General features: G+C 65.8%; 20 protein-coding genes. 5 read left to right on the forward strand and 15 right to left on the reverse strand.

The window, feature by feature from the left end:
• Positions 1-8 precede the first annotated feature (8 nt).
• The 11 genes from KDB67_RS17980 to KDB67_RS18030 are packed head-to-tail and all read right to left on the reverse strand — an operon-like array spanning position 9 to position 10647.
• Positions 9-920 (reverse strand): hypothetical protein, encoded by a 912-nt coding sequence (locus KDB67_RS17980; RefSeq protein ID WP_291018532.1) that lies wholly within the window; start codon positions 918-920, stop codon positions 9-11.
• 42 nt (positions 921-962) lie between these two features.
• Positions 963-1613, reverse strand: a complete 651-nt coding sequence (locus KDB67_RS17985; RefSeq protein WP_291018533.1) for a hypothetical protein — start codon at positions 1611-1613, stop codon at positions 963-965.
• Positions 1610-2113, reverse strand: coding sequence for a hypothetical protein (locus KDB67_RS17990; RefSeq protein WP_291018535.1), 504 nt, complete (start codon positions 2111-2113; stop codon positions 1610-1612). The genes KDB67_RS17985 and KDB67_RS17990 overlap by 4 nt, the downstream gene beginning before the upstream one ends.
• On the reverse strand, positions 2080-3450 hold the full coding sequence (locus tag KDB67_RS17995; RefSeq protein ID WP_291018537.1) for an MlaD family protein: 1371 nt from the start codon (positions 3448-3450) through the stop codon (positions 2080-2082). Before KDB67_RS17995 ends, KDB67_RS17990 begins: the two co-directional genes overlap by 34 nt.
• Entirely contained in the window at positions 3450-4580 is a 1131-nt protein-coding gene (locus KDB67_RS18000) for an MCE family protein (protein ID WP_291018539.1), read from the reverse strand. Before KDB67_RS18000 ends, KDB67_RS17995 begins: the two co-directional genes overlap by 1 nt.
• Positions 4577-5836, reverse strand: a complete 1260-nt coding sequence (locus KDB67_RS18005; RefSeq protein ID WP_291018543.1) for an MCE family protein — start codon at positions 5834-5836, stop codon at positions 4577-4579. Before KDB67_RS18005 ends, KDB67_RS18000 begins: the two co-directional genes overlap by 4 nt.
• A complete protein-coding gene (locus KDB67_RS18010; RefSeq protein ID WP_291018546.1) occupies positions 5833-6822 on the reverse strand; it encodes an MCE family protein in 990 nt (329 codons plus the stop codon). The genes KDB67_RS18005 and KDB67_RS18010 overlap by 4 nt, the downstream gene beginning before the upstream one ends.
• Positions 6823-6869: 47 nt before the next feature.
• The gene (locus tag KDB67_RS18015; RefSeq protein WP_291018548.1) at positions 6870-7910 is read right to left on the reverse strand and encodes an MCE family protein; all 1041 of its coding nucleotides are present in this window, start codon (positions 7908-7910) and stop codon (positions 6870-6872) included.
• Positions 7907-9076 carry an MCE family protein gene (locus KDB67_RS18020; protein WP_291018550.1) on the reverse strand — a complete coding sequence of 390 codons (1170 nt, stop codon included), beginning with the start codon at positions 9074-9076 and terminating at the stop codon, positions 7907-7909. Before KDB67_RS18020 ends, KDB67_RS18015 begins: the two co-directional genes overlap by 4 nt.
• Before the next feature lie 2 nt (positions 9077-9078).
• Positions 9079-9930 (reverse strand): ABC transporter permease, encoded by an 852-nt coding sequence (locus KDB67_RS18025; RefSeq protein WP_291018553.1) that lies wholly within the window; start codon positions 9928-9930, stop codon positions 9079-9081.
• Between the two features lie 3 nt (positions 9931-9933).
• On the reverse strand, positions 9934-10647 hold the full coding sequence (locus KDB67_RS18030; protein ID WP_291018613.1) for an ABC transporter permease: 714 nt from the start codon (positions 10645-10647) through the stop codon (positions 9934-9936).
• 334 nt (positions 10648-10981) lie between these two features.
• Between KDB67_RS18030 and KDB67_RS18035 the strand changes: the two genes are divergently transcribed.
• Complete coding sequence (locus tag KDB67_RS18035; protein ID WP_291018555.1) at positions 10982-11629, forward strand: TetR/AcrR family transcriptional regulator; 648 nt, start codon at positions 10982-10984, stop codon at positions 11627-11629.
• A 40-nt stretch (positions 11630-11669) separates the two neighbouring features.
• On the opposite strand, the gene KDB67_RS18040 is transcribed toward KDB67_RS18035, so the two are convergent.
• Both KDB67_RS18040 and KDB67_RS18045 read right to left on the reverse strand, forming a co-directional pair.
• Positions 11670-12731 carry an adenylate/guanylate cyclase domain-containing protein gene (locus KDB67_RS18040; RefSeq protein WP_291018557.1) on the reverse strand — a complete coding sequence of 354 codons (1062 nt, stop codon included), beginning with the start codon at positions 12729-12731 and terminating at the stop codon, positions 11670-11672.
• Between the two features lie 14 nt (positions 12732-12745).
• On the reverse strand, positions 12746-13921 hold the full coding sequence (locus KDB67_RS18045) for a TetR/AcrR family transcriptional regulator (protein ID WP_291018559.1): 1176 nt from the start codon (positions 13919-13921) through the stop codon (positions 12746-12748).
• 127 nt (positions 13922-14048) lie between these two features.
• Between KDB67_RS18045 and KDB67_RS18050 the strand changes: the two genes are divergently transcribed.
• Both KDB67_RS18050 and KDB67_RS18055 read left to right on the forward strand, forming a co-directional pair.
• Entirely contained in the window at positions 14049-15260 is a 1212-nt protein-coding gene (locus tag KDB67_RS18050) for an acetyl-CoA C-acetyltransferase (protein ID WP_291018561.1), read from the forward strand.
• 31 nt (positions 15261-15291) lie between these two features.
• Complete coding sequence (locus tag KDB67_RS18055) at positions 15292-17460, forward strand: 3-hydroxyacyl-CoA dehydrogenase NAD-binding domain-containing protein (RefSeq protein WP_291018563.1); 2169 nt, start codon at positions 15292-15294, stop codon at positions 17458-17460.
• A gap of 227 nt (positions 17461-17687) precedes the next feature.
• Here KDB67_RS18055 and KDB67_RS18060 read toward each other — a convergent pair whose 3' ends face one another.
• Positions 17688-18650, reverse strand: a complete 963-nt coding sequence (locus KDB67_RS18060; RefSeq protein ID WP_291018565.1) for a hypothetical protein — start codon at positions 18648-18650, stop codon at positions 17688-17690.
• A 167-nt stretch (positions 18651-18817) separates the two neighbouring features.
• Here KDB67_RS18060 and KDB67_RS18065 point away from each other — a divergent pair, with 167 nt between their 5' ends.
• Positions 18818-19057 carry an AbrB/MazE/SpoVT family DNA-binding domain-containing protein gene (locus KDB67_RS18065; protein ID WP_291018567.1) on the forward strand — a complete coding sequence of 80 codons (240 nt, stop codon included), beginning with the start codon at positions 18818-18820 and terminating at the stop codon, positions 19055-19057.
• A complete protein-coding gene (locus KDB67_RS18070) occupies positions 19054-19476 on the forward strand; it encodes a PIN domain-containing protein (RefSeq protein ID WP_291018570.1) in 423 nt (140 codons plus the stop codon). Before KDB67_RS18065 ends, KDB67_RS18070 begins: the two co-directional genes overlap by 4 nt.
• An 82-nt stretch (positions 19477-19558) precedes the next feature.
• Here the strand turns inward: KDB67_RS18070 and KDB67_RS18075 are convergent, their stop codons facing one another.
• Positions 19559-20416 carry an alpha/beta fold hydrolase gene (locus KDB67_RS18075; RefSeq protein WP_291018572.1) on the reverse strand — a complete coding sequence of 286 codons (858 nt, stop codon included), beginning with the start codon at positions 20414-20416 and terminating at the stop codon, positions 19559-19561.
• Positions 20417-20455 lie beyond the last annotated feature (39 nt).

Here is a 20455-nt window from a genome sequence, read left to right on the forward strand (position 1 = left end):
CTGCTGATTCAGGGCTTGGGTCCGAGGCAGTTGTCGGGGCTCCAGTCGTTGAGCATGCGGACGCCGTGACTGACCTCGACGAAATGCGGTGCGACAAAGACTTTGGTACTCACCATCAGGACCATCAGCACGCCGATGGTGGCGAAGGCGGATACGACGATCGTCTGCAGCGGCGTCCGCTCGCCGGGTGCGGTGTCCCAGCGGGTATAGAACAACAACGACGCGAGATGCCAACTTCCGTAGATGAGGACGTTCAGCCCCCACATGCCGGCGCCGTTGTCGAAGCAGTAGTTCTGCGGCAGCAGACCGGCGTAGGCGAACGTTTCCACCAGCGGCATCAGTGGCGCGAGGATGATGCACAGCACGGCGTGGCGCCAGATGCTGTCGGCTGACAGGGTGGTATTTGTGCGGGACAGCAGCCCGGTGATGACACGGTACAGGGAGCCCAGGATCACCGAATAGAACGCGAACACGCTGATCGTCATAAACAGCATGAACAGTGGCACCCCGTTGGGGTTGACCTCGGTGTTGAACGCGAAATGGCCGTGCAGCACCTCGTACCACGGGTCGGTGCCGATAAAGCCGCCGAGCATCGCGAAGATCGTCAGGAAGATGCCGAACCGGAATCCGTACAGTTCGGTGATCGGTAGCCCGCGGTCGGACGGATGCCGGAAGATCACCGGCAGCACCAGCGTGCCGACGCCCATCACCAGCGACTGGCCGATCAGCAGCACATCGTTGGCGTGGTCGTAACTGAGGTTGAACACGACCGCGCCCTGGATCGGGACGGTACACAGGAACCAGATCAGGTAGATGATCTCGGTGCGCCGCTTACCCGGATTCGCCGACAGGATATGCAACGTGGCCGGTGGCTCTGCCGGAGCGGTGTCCTGCTTGAACGTGCTTGTCGTGTCGACCATGACGTATTCCCTTGCCTCGGTGAACGGACCTGTGGCGGTTGATCAGACCGGGCGCAGCGAATCGACCAGCCACCTGCCGTCCGACCGCACGGCGACCACCTCGACCCGGCTGCCGGTGGTCGTGGGATCGGAGTTCTCCGCGGTGGTGGTCACCTGGTTGAGGAACAGCAGCAGTTCCGCCTTGTTCGCGCTCTGCTTGATGATCGAATTGCCGACGACCGTCACCTTGGTAATTACCCGCTTCTCCTTGGCCGCCGAGACGATGGTCTCCTTGGTGAGAGAGGTGTATTCCTTGCGGAATTCGGGTGTCAGCCCGGGGTCTGCCTTGGCGAGGTCGTCGGCGACCGACTTGTGGTCGTACGAGAGCATCGACACCACGGTCGCGGCGACGGTGCTCTTGAGCGGGCCGCTCGCGTCGTGCACGTCCTCGCGGTGCCGGTTGTCGATTGCGAGGATGATGCCTGTGACGGCCATTGCGGCCGCGACGATCCCGGCGACAGCCACTGCGGCCAGCCGTGGCCATCGGCGTGGTGCGGGCTTGTCGTCGGAATCGGATACCTCGGCGAGGGGCGCAGCCGGAACCTTCGTTACCGACACCGGTGCGTCTGTTTCCGATTCCGATTCCGTGGTGTTCGGCTTATCGGGGCCGCTGAGGGTGATCTGGCCCAGGCGACCGAGTTTGATGGTGGTCACAGTACGAAGTCCACCTTCGAGATCGTTTGCGGGTCACCGTTGGTCACCACGACTCGGAACCGGTAGTCGCGGGATTCGGGATCGGAGGTGCCCTTGTTGGTGATCTCCGAATGTGCGGCCACCAACAGTGTTGCGCTCTGGTCGTCGAATCGTTCGACACCCACCGAGACGATGGTGCCCTTGGAGGTCACCTCGGCCTCTTTGACCACTTTGCTGTATGACTGTGTCCGAGAACCGAATTGGGTGCGGAAGTCGCCGCTGGTGATGGCGAGCAGCTTCTTGACGTCGGCATCGGCCGACGACGAGCTGATCGTGGTCAGCCGCAGCACACCGTCTTTCGCGGTGTCGATGTATTCCGCGCGTAGTGCGTCGCGGGCATCGAGCCGGTGGTTCTGCCATAGCTGGTAACCGCCGAAGGCGGCCGATGCCACCGCGGCGAGCACGATAATCGCGGTGATCGCCCGGGTCAGCGTACCGGCTCGAGCATCAGTGTTTCCCATGACGCTCCTCCCTTGTAGGTCGCGGGGGTGATGGTCAGTTGTTTGTGGATGCTGCCGTCGGGGGCCACGTACGCACCGGATTTCGGGTCGTAGCTCGCCGGGAGCAGCGCACCGGCCAGGCCCTGTTTGTCGGGCTGCCCGGAGCCGTCGATGCTCGACGGCAGCGGCCCCTTGGGCACGTACGCACCGCCCTGGCACACCTCGGGTGTGGGGGCACGTTTACCCGGCACCTCCATGCAGGGCAGATTGCGGGCACCACGCACGGCGACCGGGGAACTATGTGGCACTGAACAGAATTGGCCGTCAGGGGTGGGGATCACATCGGTGTCGGCGGCGGTGCGGCGATCGGCGGCCGAGATGTAGCCGGTGGTGCAGATTGGCAGCGACATGGTGTGGAACGAGGCCGTCGCCGACTGGTCCTTGGCGCCCTGATTGACCATGGTCTGCATCGCCGCGATGATGCCCGGCATCAGTACCAGGATCTGCTCCATCCCCGCGTTGTAGGTCAGCGCCACCTGGCCCAGGCTCACCAGGTTGGTGAGCAGGATCGGGACGGTGGGGGAGATCTTCTCCAGGAGTTGCTGTGCGGTTTGCGCGGTTCGGGGGCTGTTGGCGATGATGCGGCGTACCGCGTCGTCCTTGTCGCGGAGTTCGGCTGTGGCCGAAGATAATTGCGATGCCCAGGCGGTGATCTCGTCGGCGGACTCGGCGTGCGGTTTCAGGAACGGGCCCAGTTGCTCGACGAGTGCCTCTATTCCGTCCGGATTCTTGGCCACCTCATCGGCGATTGCCCGGGTCGAATCGACCACGCTCACCAGATCCAGCCCGGTCCCGTCGAACGCGGTGAACATCGCGTCGATCATCGTCCGCAGGCGGCCCTGCGGGATTTCGGCGAGGAGCGCGTTGGCCTGGTCGAGCAGCGGACCGACCTGCGCGGGGATCGTCGCCGCCGACTGGGGCAGCACATCGCCGTCGGATAGGGTCGGACCCGACGCCGTCGTCGGCACCAGATCGATGTACTGCTCACCGACCGCCGACATCGAATGCACGTCGACGCGCAGACCGGTGCGGGGGATGCGGCGCTTGTCGATCCGCATCACGGCCACGACACCGGTGGTGCTCAGGTCGAGGCGGTCGACGTGCCCGATGGTATGCCCGCGCAGAGTGACATTGGCCCGGTTGTACAGGCCCGCGGCCTCGGGAAGTTCGGCCGAGACGGTCATCTTGTTGAAGCCGAACGAATCCTGCACCCGCAGATAGCCGAACGCCATCACCGATACCGACACCACCGCGAGAATGGTCAGCAGCGCCAGTTGTACGCGAATCTTGGTGCGCATCAGCGGCCTCCCCGCGCCTTCTTCGTGGACTGGATCGGGCGGGTCCGCGGATCGGACCGGTCGGCGGCGGTGCCCGCGTTACGTCCGAGTGCGCCGGTGGGCCCGGCCATCGTGCGGCCCAGCGGCGTTCCGCGCAGCAGGTCCGAGCGCACCCGGGGGACCGAGAAGTCCAGCAGCGCATACAGGTTGGCGAAGTCACCGCGCACCACCCGGTCGAGTCTGCTGATCGGGAACGGCAGGGTGAACATGAAATCCAGGGAGTTGGTCAGCGACTTGCCGGTGTCGGCGAGCGCCTTGAGCGTCGGATGCAGCGAGGCGACGTTGGCTTCGAGGTCGTCGGCGCTGCGGGTGATGAGATTGTTAGCGGCCGTGCCGAATTCGTCGAGGGCGGTGAGCGCGTCGTCGAGAGTTCCGCGGCGCTCCGAGAGTTCTTTGACGGCCGGGGTGATCCGGTTGATCGCCGTGTCGAGGGTCTGGTTCTCGGCGGCCATCGTGCCCGCGATCCGGTCGAGGCCCGACAATGCGGTGGTGATGGCGGTGCGGCGTCGGTCGATGGTGGCCGTCAGGGAGGTGAGCTGCTTGAGGAGGGTGCGTAGCTTGTCGGTGCGTCCGCCCAGAATGTCGTTGGCGCCGTGAACGATATCGCCCACCTGCGCCAGGCCGCCGCCGTTGACGATGAGCGAGAGCGCCGACAGGGTCTGTTCGGTGGTCGGATACTCCGACGCACGTTCCAGCGGGATCACGTCTCCGTCGGCGAGCCGGCCGGTATCGGCGGCCTTGTCCGGTGGTGACAGCGAAATATGCTGGGAACCCAGCAGACTGGTCTGGCCGATGGTGGCGGTTGCGTTCTTCGGCAGGTCGACGTCGCCGTCGAGACTGATGCGGACGCGGGCGTGCCAGTCCTGCAACGAGATCGCGGTGATCCGGCCTACCTCGATGTCGTTGACCAGTACGGGCGAATTGACGGAGATGGTGGTGGCGTCGGGCATCTCGATGACGACACTGAACGCGCCGTCGCCACGGCCGGCGCCGCCGGGCATCCGCACCGACTCGATACCCTGCCAGCCGCATGAGGACACCGTGATCACGGCGATGACCAGCGAGATCAGATAGTTCATCCGGCGCTTCATCGGGATCCCTCCCCGAGCAGCAGCGACGCCAGCGTCTTGGGCACCTTGTTGCGGGCCGGCGGCGGGCCGCTGATACCCGGCACCGACGAGGTCACTCCGGGAACGCTCTCGATGAGCTGGCCGGGATCGGAGAAGCTCGACCGCGACGGGCTGGTCATGATGTTGGGGTAGGTGGTGGTCAGGGTCCGCAGGTACGTACCGAAATACTGCACACACAGGTCGGCGGCGCGGCGGCTGTTCGGTTGCCCCACCGACGCCAGACCGCCGCACACGGCGTGGATCGGGTTCTCGAAGTTGGGTGCGGCGAACACGCCGGTCATCACCCCGAGCGCGGGCTTATAGATGTTGTAGAAGTTCACCACCTGGGTGGGCGCCTGATGCAGGATGCCCTCGATGTTGACGCGCTGATCGGCGAGCACCTGCGACAGCGCGGTCAGCGACTCGACGTTACCGGTGAGCTTGTCGCCGTTGGTGTTGACGAACTCGGTGACCTCGCCGAGCACATCGTCGACGGCGGCGATCGCCTCGCCCATGGTGCGGCGGTTGTCACCGAGGACCGAGGTGACGGTCGCGAGATCGCGGTGCAGATCGGCGACCTGCTCGTTGCTGCCGCGCATCGCGGTGACGAACACCTGCAGGTTGCGCACCACCGCGAACAGGTCGGCGCGGCCGTCGGAGATGGTCGACATGGCCTCCGACAGCAGGCCGATCGTGTCGTTGATGGTCTGCGCGTGCGGTGCGAGGGTGTCGGCGCCGGTCGAGACGATCGTCGCGGCCGAACCTGGATCTCCGTCACCTTGTGGACCGATTGCCTTGGTGACGTCGGACAGGGCGTTCTTGATGTCGTCCCACTCCATCGGAACGGTAGTGCGGGACAAGGGGATCGACGCGTTGCGCGCCAGCTTCGGGCCGGATGTGTAGGCGGGGGTCAGCGCGAGGGTGCGTCCGGCGACGAGGCTCTGGGCGACGACTGCCGCACCGACGTCCTGGGGCAGGTCGACGTCGCCGTCGACGCGCAGGATCACCGCGACGTCGAGAGCACGCGGCTCGATGCGTTCGATGGTGCCGACCGGGACACCGAGGACGGTCACCTCGTCACCGGCGTAGATGCCGGTGGAGGATTCGACGTGTGCGGTGATCCGGTAGTCACCGGGGCCGCGTGTACCCGTGATCCACCAGACCGCTGCGACCGCGACGAGAACGACGGCGCAGACGGCAGCTGCGAGGGTCATGCGTTTACGTGAGAACACGGTCATCGCCCACCCTTGCGATCGGCGTCGGCCACCAGGGCGTCGACGAGCGGCTGGAAGTAGATCACCGGCACCAGGTTGGCGGTGAACGCGGTGAAGAACGGTCCGGTGGCCACCGATTCGCCGAGCGACATCGAGAAGTTCCGCAGTCCCGGAATGGCTTGGGAGATAGCGGTTTTCTGATCTTCCAGCACTGTGAGAACCGATTGGAGTTTCGTCAGTGCCGGGGTGATCTGGGCCTTGTTCCCACGGATAGTCGCCGAGATCTGTTGCGCCAGTGAACGAACGCCGATGATCAGCCGGGTCAGTTCGTCACGCCGGCCGGCCAGCTCGCGCATCAGGTACGCGCCGTCGAGCAGGAGCTGATTGAGCTGTTTGCTCCGGTCGGACAGGATCGAGGTGACGCCGCGGCTGCGCGTCAGGAGCGTGCGCAGTTGCTTGTCGCGATCGCCGATCGTCTTCGACAGATCCCCGACGCCGCGCAGTGCCGGGCCCAATTCCGGTGCGGCCTCATCGAGTACGTCGTTGAGGCTGCGTAGTGCCCCGTCGATGTCGGCGGCGTCAGCCTTGCCCAGTGTGGAGCCGGCGTCATCGAGTGCGTCGGTCAGCGAGTAGGGAGCGGTTGTGCGTTCGAGCGGTATCGGGTCCGAACCCAGCCGGCCGGCACCGCGGGGTTGTAGGCGCAGGCCGCGTTTGCCGAGCACCGAGGTGGTGACGATCGCGGCACGGGTACCCGAACCGAGGGGCACCGGCGAGTCGACGGTGAATGACACACGAACCTTGTTGCCGGCCAGCTTGATTGAGCTGACCTTACCGACGTCGACACCGGAGATCTGCACCTTGTCGCCCGGCCGCAGACCGCCGATCTCGGCGAAGTAGGCCTGGTGTGAGTCGGTACCGCCGAAGGTGGGGATCTTGTCGTAGAACAGCCCGGCCAGCACCAGTGCCATGGTCAGTCCGATTCCGATCGCCGCGATGCGCCGCCGGGGCATCTCGCGGAAGGTAGGGAGATCCCTGAATCCTTTCACGCTGTATCCATTCATGGGGCGCACCTGCCGACGGTCTGATTCAGGAGCGGGATGTCGGTGTTGTCACCGTTCGGGTCGCTCAGCCGCAGCGTCGCACCGCACGCGTACAGCTGGAACACCGAACCGTAGGCACCCATGCGCGCCAGCCGCTTGTACGCGGCGGGCAGCGACGAGATCACCTTGGCCAGTTCGTCCTTGTCGGCATCCAGATTGCCCGCCAGCCGGTCGATCTGCTTCACCGTGGCGGCCAGGTCGGGGCGGACCGTGGCGAGCAGGTCGGTCGTCGACTCGGTCGCCTGGCGGAGCCGGTCGATGACGGCGCCGAGCGGGTCGGGGCGGGCGGCGAACTCGTGGATGAGTTGTTCGAGGTCGACGACCGCCGCCGACACCTTGCCGCGGTTGGTCTCGACGGTGCCCAGCACGGTGTTGAAGTTGTCGACGACATCACCGATCACCGAATCCTGCTCGGCCAGAGAAGAAGTCAGCGAGCCGAGGTGCTGGAGCAGGCTCGCCGTCGTCGAGCCCTGGCCCTGCAGGACGGCGACGAGGGAGGAGGTCAGCTCGTTGATGTCGTCGGCGTCGACGGAGGCGAACAGTGGTTTGAAACCGCCCACCAGGGAGTTGATGTCGAGAGCGGGTGTGGTGCGATCGGCCGGGATGACCGCACCCGCCGTCAGCGGGCGGGTCTGTCCGGACGTGCCCGGTGACAGCGCCAGATAGCGGTCACCGGTGAGGTTTTCGTACTTGATCGCCACCTCGGTGCGGGTGTCGAGGGGACGGGTGTCGTCGACGGTGAAGGAGACCGACACCGTGGCGTCCGGACGCAGCGTCACCGACTGTACCTTGCCGACCCGCACACCGGCCGCGCGCACGTTCTGTCCCGCGGTCAGTCCCGACGAGTCGGTGAAGAGGGCTGTGTAGCGGGTGGTGGTGGCGCTGCGGAAGTCGCCGAAGACCACGATGAGCGCGGTCAGGATCAACAGCATCGTCACCGTGTAGATGCCCACTTTGATCGGTACGGCGGGGCTGCGCCGCCCGGCTACGCGGCTCATCGGACGCCTTTCGGTCGGCCGAGCAGCATGGTCATCAGATCCTCGGTGTGCCACTGGGATGTTGCCGGTTCGCCCCGGAACGGATTAACGCCGGTGTCGGTGACGAGGTACTTCGCCTTGGTGCCCACGGGAATCCGTGGCAGCCCCATGCAGTTCGGTCCGCCCTTAGCGTTCACCTTGGGCAGGTTCCCCGGGTATCCGTACAGCGGAACCCCTTGCAGGAAAGACACACTGAGCCGGATGCCGGGCGATGCGCCGCCCAGGGAGGGCAGGCCCTTCTGCAACAGGATGTCCATACCGTCGATGAGGCAGTTCAATGCGGGGCTGTAGGTCTGGAACAGGGCGGTGGTGGGCCGCAACAGATCCAGGGCCCGGGAGGCGGCCTGGGCGTTCGTGTTCACCACGGTGGTGCCGGTGGTCGCCAGGCCGGTGACATTGGTGAGCATCAGATCGAAGTTGCGTTGCTCGTCGGTCAGAGTTTTCGCGGTGGTCGAGAGGTTTCTCAGGGTCGCCATGATCGCGGGGGTGGCGGGCGCGTAAGCCTTTGCCGCCCCGGATATTCCGTCGATGTCGTCGCGGACGGCGGGCAGATCGCGGTGCAGCCGGCCGACCAGGTCGGCGTAGATGTCGAGGGAGTCGCCGAGTTGCTTACCGCGGTCGCCGCCGATCGCGGTGGACAGTACCGACAGGGTTTCGTTGAGCTTCTCCGGTTCGATCTGCTTCAGGACACCGGTGAGATTCTGGAAGACGGTGTTGATCTCGACGGTGACGTCGTCGGCGTTGATGGTGGCGCCGGGCCGCAGGTGGGTGCCGTCGGTGGTCGGGGGATCGACGAAGGCGACGTATTTGGCACCGAAAACTGTTGTGGAGACCACTGATACGCGGGCATTTCCGGGGATCGAACGCAGTCGTGCCGGATCGACCGCCAGGGTCAGCCGGACCTGATCGTCCTGTGGGGTGACCTCGGTGACCCGGCCGATCTCCAGGCCGCGGAACTTCACCTTGGCACCTGCGCCGAGAAGCAGACCGCTGCGCGTGCTCATCACCGACACGCGGTCGGTGGAGGTGAAATCGCCGCGAAAGGACAGCAGTGCCACGGTGACCACCGAAACCAGGATCAGGATCAGTGCTGCCGCATAGGCTTTGGGATGCGTCGTTGTCGTCATGGCTACCCGGAGAGATGGAAGTTGCCGGTGGGACCGTACACGGCCAGCGAGATCAGCAGCGTGACACAGACGACCACGATCAGTGAGGTACGCACCGCACGGCCCACCGCACGACCCACCCCCGCGGGCCCGCCGGATGCGGTGAAGCCGTAGTAGGTATGCACGAGCATCACCGCCGCACCCATCAGGATCGCCTGAAGGAACGACCAGAGCAGATCACCGGGCTGCAGGAACGTGCGGAAGTAGTGGTCGTAGAGCCCGCCGGACTGGCCGAACACCGTGACCGTGACGAAACGGCAGGAGTAGAAGGAGGCGATGACCGCCGCCGAATACATCGGGATGATCACGAGGGTGCCGGCGATGAGCCGGGTGCTGACGAGGTAGGGCAGCGGCCGGATGCCCATCGAGTCGAGTGCGTCGATCTCCTCGGCGATCCGCATCGCACCGAGCTGAGCCGTGGACCCCGCACCGATGGTGGCCGACAACCCGATCCCGGCGACCACCGGCGCGGCCACGCGCACATTGATGAAGGCGGCCAGGAAGCCGGTGAGCGATTCGATGCCGATGTCGCCGAGTGAACTGTAGCCCTGAATGGCGATGGTGCCGCCGGTGAACAGCGTCAGCGACGCCACGATCACCACGGTTCCGCCGATCACCGCGAGAGCGCCTGTGCCCATGCCGATCTCGGCGATCAGCCGCAGAACGTCCTTGCGGTAGTGGCGCAGGGCGGTGGGGGTGTGACCGACGGTGTCGACGAAGAACTTCATCTGGCCGCCGAGTTCGTCGGCGGCGGTGGACAGGGCCCGCAGGCGCTGCCGCCCGCGGACGAGACGGTCGTATCCGATCACTGCCATGCCTCAGCCCCCCGTCACCTTCACGCCGACCGCGGTCACGAGAACATTCACCACGAACAGCCCGATGAACGCGTACACGACGGTCTCGTTGACGGCCTCGCCCACGCCCTGCGGTCCGCCGCGTGCGGTGATCCCGCGATAGCAGCCGACCAAACCGGCGAGCAGACCGAACAGGCCTGCCTTGACCACCGCGATCACCAACTCCGACAGCCCCGTCAGGAGCGTGAGGTTGCCGGTGAACGCGCCCGGGTTGACGCCCTGGAACAGGACCGAGAAGACGAAACCGCCGACGATGCCGATGGTGCACACCAGGCCGTTGAGCAAGATCGCCACGAACGCCGATGCCCAGACCCGTGGCACCACAAGACGTTTCACCGGGTCGACACCCATCACCTCCAGGGCGGCGATCTCGTCGTGGATGGTGCGCGAACCCAGATCGGCGCAGATCGCGGTAGCGCCGGCACCGGCCACGATCAGCACCGTGACCATCGGCCCGATCTGCGTGATCGTGCCGAATGCCGCGCTCGCCCCGCTCAGATCCGCGGCGCCGATCTCGCGCAGCAGGATGTTGAGGATGAAGGTCACCAGCACGGTGAACGGAATCGCCACCAGCACCGTCGGGAAGGTGGACACGCGGGCGATGAACCACACCTGGTCGATGAACTCGCGCACCTGCACGGGCCGGGAGAAGGTGTAGCGGAACGTGTCCAGGGACATCGCGTAGAAGTGGCCCGCACCATCGAGACCTGCGGCGATACGACGCCGGCCGGTGGTCGCCGAGCGTCGCAGTTGCGAACGGAGGGCAGCGCCCGGTGGTGCGTCGAGTGCGCCGGCCATCGCCTACCTCCTTGCTGCTCCGTGAATTCTGAACATACAGTTATGCCACATGGTGTGTGATCTGTAGAACATACAACCATGAGTAGTGCTGTATGTTCAATATGCGACTTCTGGTCCGTGCGAACTCTCCCCGGAGGGCGGATCATGAGAAGGTGCAGATGGTGTGAAACGGGCGGCCCGGGTATTTCCCGGGCTAGACAGGAAGAGGGCGGCGGTGCGCAGGACTGGATGGGGCGGTGAGCTTCCGGCCGACGACGACGAGGCGCGAGCCCGGATCATCGAGGCATGCCGCACCGCAATAGCCGACAGTGAGCACCCGCAACTGTCGCTGAGTGAGGTCGCGCGACGGCTGTCGGTCACCCGGCAGACCGTGTACCGCTACTTTCCGAGCACCGAGGCGCTGTTGACCGCGGTCGCCATCGACGCGGGGCGCCGGATGTACGACATGCTGCTGAACGTCCGCCAGATCGACGACCCGGCCGGCGTCGTCGTCGAACTGGCCGTGATCGGCGCCGAGATCATCCGGGACGACAGGGTGGTCGGCTTCCTGCTCGGCGAGGGCACCATCACCGGTGTGTTCACCGGATCGATCACCGACGAGACCTCGGTGGCGTTCGCGGTGAACCTGCTCGAGAACTGCGGAGTCGATTGGCGCGCAATCGGTCTGGGTGACGACGACGTCTCCGAACTGGCGGAGTGGGCCTTGCACGTCATGGACGCGATCGCCCGATCACGCGGAGAACGTAGGGGCGAACTGGAACTGCGTGACTACCTGAATCGGTGGATGCGGCCCGGTGTGGAGCGCGTTATCGCGGCCGCATCGGGTCCGCGACGGCGACGCCGGAGCGTCCGGGTGTCCTGACCCGGCGTCAGGACGAGTGCAAAAATGTTGTACCCGAAGACTATTCGTCGTCAGCCTCGTCGGAGTTCTTGTGTTTGCGGCTCTTGCGGGGTTTCGCAGGCTCCACGTTGAAGGCCTTGAGGCGCCGATAGCCACGGACGCTGAGCGGCGGGATGGACCGGATGCGGAACGCGTCGCCGCCGTCGTTCTTGAGGTCCTCGGCGAGGATCTCATCGACCAGAACAGTGCCCGGATACGCCGAACCACACAGGCGGGCAGCGATATTGACCGGTTCGCCGAATACGTCGCCGAGGCGGGTCAGGATATGGCCGCGGGCCAGGCCCACCCGGATCGCGGGCAGGATGTCGTCGTCGGCGAGGGCCTGCAGCGTGGTGCCGATGAGCGCGGCCTCGGTGGGGGAGGGCACCGTGAACATCACCGCGTCGCCGAGGGTCTTGATGACCTTGCCGCCGTGCCCGGCCACCACCTCGTGCGCGTTCTCCTCGAAACCTTCGAGGAGATCCTCGAGCTCGTACAGTGCGATCCGCCGCGACAGGCTGGTGTATCCGACGATGTCGACGAAACCGACCACCGTGTCGACCTGCTCGTCGTTGGGCTGCTCGATGTCCTGGCGCAGGTTCAGATCCAGATGCCGCCGCCAGATGAGGTTCTGCACGTGGGCGAGCGCGTCGATGGCATCGGTGAGCGGCATCGTGAACTCGGGATTGGCGGCGAGCTCGGCGATCTGCTCGGCCTGCCAGTCCGCCAGCCGCGTGGTCATCTGGCCGATCGCCCTCGCGGCGGCGATCTGTGACCGCAGAGACAGGCACGATTCGGGGCCGACGAACAGCTTGAGCGCATCCAGATCGGCCTGCGAGAAGATCTTGTCCGGGGTCTCGTACTGGGCGAACCCGAAGGCGTTCCAGATCCGGTCCGCCTCCTCGGGCGGCACCCGCAGCGCGGCGACCAGTTCCTCCCGGGTGTACTCGGGGTCGGGGTTGTACATCGGCGGCGGGACCAGAATGCGCTCGGTGACGACATCGTCGACGGGCTCGGTCTCCTTGCGCCGGAGGCGATCTGCCACACGCCGGGCGGCCAGTCGGGAGTCGGCATGGTCAGGCACTCCGAACCCCCTGCTCAGACACCCAGAACCCCCTTCATGAGATACGCCATCTCAGCGGTGAACTCGTCGCGAGCGGTTCCGCGGCGCATGCCGACGGCGTCGTTCACGATGGACAGAGCCGAGTGTACGGCCACCGCGGCCTCCTCGGAAGGCAGTCCGGGATGCACATCGCGGAGCAGATCGATCCATCGCCGCACGTAGCGGCGCTGGCTGTCGAGGTGTTCGGAGGTGTCGGTCTGGGCGGGCAGGATGCGTGCGCTGCGGAAACCGACGACCAGGTCGGGTGAGGTGGTGATGGCCGCGACGTACGAATCCACCAGCCCCCGCAGCAGCGGCCCCGGCCGGCTCGTGCGGGCGTACGCGGCGATCACCCCCGCCTCCAGGGTGGTGGCGCTGCGCCGGGTGATCGACACCAGAATCGAGAGCTTGGAGGGGAAATGGTTGTACACGCTGGGGCCCGAGATGCCCACGGCCGCACCGATATCGTCGATGCCGACGGCCGTGTAGCCGCGGTCGGCGAACAGTTCGCTCGCGGCGTCCAGGATCTCGTCGCGCCGGGTGCGTTCACCCGACGGCGGGAGGGTGGGTGCGGTGAACGGTGGCGCGGTGTCGGTGTCGAGGACGAGTGTTCGTGAGATCAGTTCGTGCAGTGCTGCTTTCGCGCGGGTGTTGCTGAGCCGGGTGTGGTGGACCGTCAGGCTGCCCGCGACGCTGAGCACCGCCCACGCCACCCGCACCGCGGCCCGATCACCCAGCTGCGGCCGGTTGGCGCGGATGACCGCGCCCCAGCGTTCGACGATCTCGCGGGTGCGCAGCAGGATCTCGGTGTTCTGATCCTCGGTCAGAAACGCGCTGTTGGCCCGCCACATCGACACCGCCTGCGGGTAGTCGACACCGAGTTCGGCGAGTTCGTCGGCCAGGTCGTCGAGCGCACACTCCGGCCGGCTCAGGACGCGGTCGGTGCATGCCTGCAGCCTGTCGCCGCCGGTGAGCACCGCTGCCACCAGCAGGGCCTGCTTGTCAGCGAAGTGCCGATACACCGACGGCGCCGTCACCCCCGCGGCCCGGGCGATGTCGGCGACGGAGACGTGGGCGTATCCGTGCGCGGCGAACAGAGCGCTCGCGAGCGCGGCGAGTTGGCTCTTGCGGTCTGCCGGCCGGATACGCCGCGGGGTGGTCTGCTCGGTCATGGTGAACCGACCATAGCCTAGAACTCCTGGCATCAGAAGACGTTGACCACCGGGTATAGCCAAATAAGTTATTCGGCGTTAGTCTGGGTTCGTTATCACCCACTGTTCGTGTGAAAGGAACCAGAACGTGGCCGAGCAAGCATTCATCTACGAGGCGATCCGTACGCCCCGTGGCAAACAGCGCGGAGGTTCGCTGCACGGCGTCAAGCCCGTCGATCTCGCGTCCGGCCTGATCAACGAGGTCCTGGCCCGCCACGGTGGTCTCGACCCGGCCGACGTCAACGACGTCATCCTCGGTGTCGTGTCGCCCGTCGGTGAGCAGGGCGCGGTCATCGCCCGCACCGCGGCGCTGCTGTCGGGGCTGCCCGAGACCGTGCCCGGCACCCAGATCAACCGCTTCTGCGCCTCCGGCCTGGAGGCCACCAACCTCGCCGCCGCCAAGGTCGCCTCCGGCTTCGACGACCTGGTCCTGGCCGGCGGTGTCGAGTCGATGTCGCGCGTGCCGATGGGCAGCGACGGCGGCGCGCTGTTCACCGACCCCACCACCGCGTACGACCAGTACATCGTGCCGCAGGGCATCGGTGCCGACCTGATCGCCACCATGGAGGGCTTCTCCCGCGAGGACGTCGACGCGTTTGCCGCCGAATCCCAGGCTCGCGCCGAAAAGGCCTGGAACAGTGGCTACTTCACCAAGTCCGTGGTTCCGGTCCGCGACTTCAACGGTGTCGTGCTGCTCGACAATGACGAGCACCGCCGCCCCGGCAGCACCGTCGAGAGCCTCGGCAAGCTGCGCCCGGCATTCGCCGGACTGGCCGCGATGGCCGGCTTCGACTCCGTGGCACTGCAGAAGTACCCGAACGTCGAGAAGATCAACTTCGTGCACACCGGCGGCAACAGCTCCGGCATCGTCGACGGCGCCGGCCTGGTGCTGCTCGGCAGCGAAGAGGCGGGCAAGCGCAACGGCCTGACCCCGCGCGGCCGCGTCGTCACCTTCGCCGAGGTCGGTTCCGAGCCCACCATCATGCTCACCGGCCCCACCCCGGCCACTGAGCTGGCGCTGAAGAAGGCCAACCTGACCGTCGACGACATCGACGTGTACGAGCTCAACGAGGCGTTCGCGTCGGTGGTCATGAAGTGGGAGAAGGACCTCAACATCCCCCACGAGAAGGTCAACGTCAACGGCGGCGCCATCGCGATGGGTCACCCGCTCGGCGCGACCGGCGCGATGATCTTCGGTACCTGCCTCGACGAGCTCGAGCGCACCGGCGGCCGCTACGGCCTGGTCACCCTGTGTATCGGCGGCGGTATGGGCGTTGCCACCATCATCGAGCGTCTCTGACCCGCGGTTTGTAAAGGAAACTTGAAAGACAATGAGTGACAACATGATCCGGTGGGAAAAGGGCGATGACGGCATCGTCGTGCTCACCATGGACGACCCCAACCAGGGCGCCAACACCATGAATGCGCTGTACGCCGATTCGATGAAGGCGACCGTCGATCGTCTCGAAGCCGAGAAGGACGAGATCACTGGTGTGGTGCTCACCTCGGCCAAGAAGACGTTCTTCGCCGGCGGCGATCTCAAGGACATGACCGCCGAGCAGACCGAGACCAAGCAGGAGATCGCGGCCCGGATGACCGCGACCACCAACGAGATGAAGGCGGTGCTGCGGCGCGTCGAGGTCCTCGGCAAGCCGGTCGTGTCCGCCATCAACGGCGCCGCCCTCGGCGGTGGCCTGGAGATCGCGCTGCACACGCACTACCGCATCGCGGCCGACGTGCGCGGCAATGTCATCGGTCTGCCCGAGGTCACCCTCGGCCTGCTGCCCGGCGGCGGCGGCGTCGTGCGCACCGTCCGGCTGCTCGGCATCCAGAACGCTTTGATGAGTGTTCTGTTGCAGGGCACCAGGTTCAAGCCCGCCAAGGCCAAGGAGATCGGCCTGATCGACGAGGTCGTGTCCTCGATCGACGAGCTGATCCCCGCCGCCAAGGCGTGGATCGCGGCCAACCCCGAAGCGCAGCAGCCTTGGAACGTCAAGGGATACAAGATCCCCGGCGGCGGGCCGACCAACCCGGCGTTCGCGGCCAACCTGCCGGCCATCCCGGCGATCCTGCGCAAGCAGCTCAAGGGTGCCAACATGCCCGCCCCCCGGGCGATCATGGCCGCGGCCATTGAAGGCGCCTACGTCGACGTCGCCACCGCCGACGAGATCGAGACCCGCTACTTCATCTCGCTGGTGACCGGTCAGGTCGCGCAGAACATGATCAAGGCGTTCTTCTTCGATCTGCAGCACATCAACAGCGGCGGCTCGCGGCCCGACGGCTACGACAAGTACACCGCGAAGAAGGTCGGCGTCATCGGCGCGGGCATGATGGGTGCGGCCATCGCGTACGTCTCGGCGCAGGCCGGTATCGAGGTCGTCCTCAAGGATGTCTCGCTCGAGAACGCCGAACGTGGCAAGGGCTACTCGGTCAAGCTCGTCGAAAAGGGCGTCGCCAAGGGCAAACTCAGCCAGGAGAAGGGCGACGAACTGCTCGCCCGGATCACCCCGACCGACAAGGCCGAGGACTTCAAGGGCGTCGACCTGGTGATCGAGGCCGCGTTCGAGTCGGTCGAGGTCAAGAACAAGGTCTTCCAGGAGATCGAGGACATCGTCGAACCCGACGCCATCCTGGGCTCCAACACCTCCACGCTGCCCATCACGCTGCTCGCGAACGGTGTGAAGCGTCAGGAAGACTTCATCGGAATCCACTTCTTCTCGCCCGTCGACAAGATGCCGCTGGTGGAGATCATCAAGGGTGAGAAGACCTCGGATGCGGTGCTGGCCAAGGTCATCGACTACACGCTGCAGATCCGCAAGACCCCGATCGTCGTCAACGACAGCCGTGGCTTCTTCACCAGCCGCGTCATCGGCACTTTCATCAACGAGGCTCTCGCGGCTGTCGGTGAGGGCATCGAGCCGGCGTTCATCGAGCAGGCCGGTTCGCAGGCGGGCTATCCCGCTCCGCCGCTTCAGCTTTCGGACGAGCTGACGCTGACGCTGATGCACAAGATCCGCACCGAGACCAACGCCGCCGCCGAGGCTGCGGGTCTGCCGGTCCCGTCGCACGGCTCGTACGCCGTGGTCGACTGGATGGTCGAGAACGGTCGCGCGTCCCGCAAGGACGGCGCCGGCTTCTACGACTACGCCGACGGCAAGCGCGGTCTGCTGTGGCCGGGTCTGCGCGAGCAGTTCAAGTCGGGCAGCACGCAGATCCCGCTCGAAGATCTCAAGGAGCGCATGCTCTTCGCCGAGGCCCTCGAAACCGTCAAGTGCTTCGACGAGGGTGTGCTCAACTCGGTGGCCGACGCCAACATCGGTTCCATCTTCGGCATCGGCTTCCCGGCCTGGACCGGTGGCGTGATCCAGTACATCAACGGCTACGAAGGCGGCCTGCAGGGCTTCGTCGACCGCGCCCGCGACCTGGCAGCCAAGTACGGCAGCCACTTCGAGCCCCCGGCCTCGCTGGTCGAGAAGGCCGCGAAGGGCGAAAAGTACTGAACCGCCACTGATCTGACGTGACGACGCCCCCGACCGGACACCATCCGGTCGGGGGCGTCGCGCGTAGATCAGCGGAAGAGGATGCCGCCGTCGATGAGGCCCGCCTGACCGGTCATGTCGAAGCCGCCGCTAGCCCCATACCGCGGGTGCAACAGAGTTGCCACCCGTTGCAATGGTGTTCCCGCGTCGCAAACTTCGTCCCGCTTATCGGATATCGCGAAAACCAATTAGCGGGACGAAAATTGCGACGCGGGAGTAATCAGGCCGAACTTCGTGAGCCAGGGGTGGAGGAGGGTGGGGACGGAACCGGATTCCAGTGTCGACCAGGTCCAGCGGATGACCATCGGGCCGTGGGCGCGAATCTCGTCCTCGCGGACCTTCTCGCGGATGACGGCATCGGTGGCGTTCTCGCCGGTGCGAAGGAGCCTCCCGTACTTGACTTTTCCGTCGAACTCGCCGACCAGCTTCTCGTCCCAGTCGAAGTCGGTGGCGTATGTTCCTGAGCGGCAAATGAATCGGTGCTGCAGTCGCGGTACCGGCAACCCGGCCTCGATCATCTGTGCCCGGCTCCACGACTCGCCGACGCTCTCGGATGCCCCGTCGGCCATCGACAGTGCGCGAGCCGCACGACGACCGCCGACACGTCGACGTCGCGCGAGGATCTCGGCCATCAACGCGGCGTCACCACCACACCGGATCGTCTGGTCGAAGGCGGTGAGGGCCTGGGCGAATGTTCCGGCACACGCGACGTCGACGGAGGTCCGCTCAAGGGAGGTCACGGCGATACCGTCGACGGTGGTGATCTCGTCGTCGTCGATCGGTGCCGCGTGCAGGTGCCGATGCCTACGGATTCCGCCGCCCGACGACTGCCCGGTGACCACATGAACCTGCCGGATACTCGGCTTCAGCAGCGGCACCGCGTGCATCGCCGCAGCGGAGTCGTGACTGATAGGCAGAATCGGGCCGTCGGTGCGGGTGGACGTCGCGATCGCGATCGCGGTCAGCCGGTGTAGTCGTTGCGCACCCTCGCGTCCGGTGAAGTCGTCGCTGGGAGGCACATACACTCCGGGGTACAGCCGCAACAGATGATCGTCTCGGATCGCCGAGGCGATCTCACGATCACAGATCCCGACGAGGTGCGCCGCTTCGCGCCGGACAAGCCCAAACGAGTCAGTGGGATACATACGCATGGCAATCAGACGCAGCAGCCCCCCGTTTGGTTCCATCCACGCCCCATCCAGTTTTCCCGCGTCGCAAACTTCGTCCCGCGAATCGGATGTTGCGATATCCGATAAGCGCGACGAAGTTCAGATCGCGGGAACGGTTGGACTGGGAACTCGCTGGTAGTGTGATCCCTGTGGAGGCGACCATAGATTCTGTTGGGCGGGTTGTGCTGCCCAAGGCGCTGCGTGATGCGCTTGGGCTCACGCCGGGAACGACGGTCGACATCTCGGCCTATGGCGGCGGGGTGCAGATAGTGCCGGGTGGACGTACGGCTCGGCTCGAGACCGAGCCGAGCGGCCGCCTGGTGGCGCGCGGTGAGACCGTCGTCACCGACGAGATGATGTTCGGGCTGATCGACTCCGGTCGTCGATGACGGATGGGATCGCGGTCGATACCAGCGTCGCGGTGCCGTTGCTCGTGGCTTCGCATCCCGAGCATGACGCCGTCGTGGCCTGGGCCGACGGGCGCACGCTGCGACTGACCGGGCATTCGCTCGCGGAGACGTTCGCGGTGCTCACCCGACTGCCAGGAGATGCGCGGGTGGCGCCCGCAGACGCGGTCACCTTGATGGACAGTAACTTTGCCGACACCGTCGTGGCATCGAAGGAAGGTGTCGCCGGCGTTCATCGGCTCTTTGCCCGCTCCGGTGTGGCCGGGGGAGCGACCTACGACGGACTCGTCGCACTTGCCGCGCGGGAGAACGGTGTCGCTCTCGCGACTCGGGACGCGAGAGCCAGGTCGACGTACGAAGCGCTCGGCGTCCGGGTTGTGCTCGTGTCGCCGCGCGCCTGATTTCCCGCGTCGCAGACTTCGTCCCGCTTATTGGATGTCGCGATATCTCATAGGCGGGACGAAGTCTGCGACGCGGGAACGGTCAGCGGGTGAGGAAGGCGGCTACCGTCGCTTCGAAGGCCTGCTTGGCTTCGATCATTACCCAGTGGCCGCAACGGGGGAAGATGTGGAGTTCGGCTTCGGGGATTTGGCGTAGGGGGAGTAGGGCCATATCGGGGGGGCTGACTCTGTCGTCGCGGCCCCAGGTGAGCAGGGTGGGGCACGAGATCTTGTGCAGCATCGACCAATACGGGGGGATGTCGGCGGTCGCGAGGAATTGTTGCTGCATCTCGAACGATGCCGAGCCGTACATCGCGCGGGCGGTGCGCAGGGCGTCGGGGTTGAGGGCGACCTCCCAGCGTTCTTCTATCAACTCGTCAGTGACGAGGCTGCGGTCGTAGACCATGGCGTTGAGCCAGCGGATGAGTTTGTCGCGGTCGGGGGCGTCGGCGAATTCCTGGAGCAGGCGCAGGCCCTCACTGGGACTGGGGGAAAACAGGTTTGGGCCGACTCCGCCGATCGTCACCAGTTTGGATACGCGTTCGGGCTTCTTGATGGCCAGGTTGACGGCGACGACGCCACCCATCGAGTTGCCGATCATCGGGGCGGACTCGATGTCGAGGGCGTCCATGAAGCGGGTGACCGAGCTGCCGGCGGTGAGCACGGGGATGCCGTCCCACGGGGCGGAGACGCCGAAGCCGGGGAACTCCAGGATGTAGCAGTGGTGGGTTTGGGCGAAGAAGCCGAGATTGCCGCGGTAGTTGCGCCAGCCGGTCACGCCCGGGCCGGAGCCGTGCAGGAGCAGTAGCGTCGGGGCGTCGGGGTCGCCGGCTTCGTGATAGCGGAGCACACCCTTGTCGGTGGTCAGTTCGCGTTTGGTTCCCTCGTATGTCACATCCACACCGAACAGACTAGAACGTGTTCTAGTTCTTTGTCACGG

Origin of the sequence: Gordonia sp. (in: high G+C Gram-positive bacteria) (genome assembly GCF_020438995.1) — a bacterium.
Taxonomy (GTDB): domain Bacteria; phylum Actinomycetota; class Actinomycetes; order Mycobacteriales; family Mycobacteriaceae; genus Gordonia.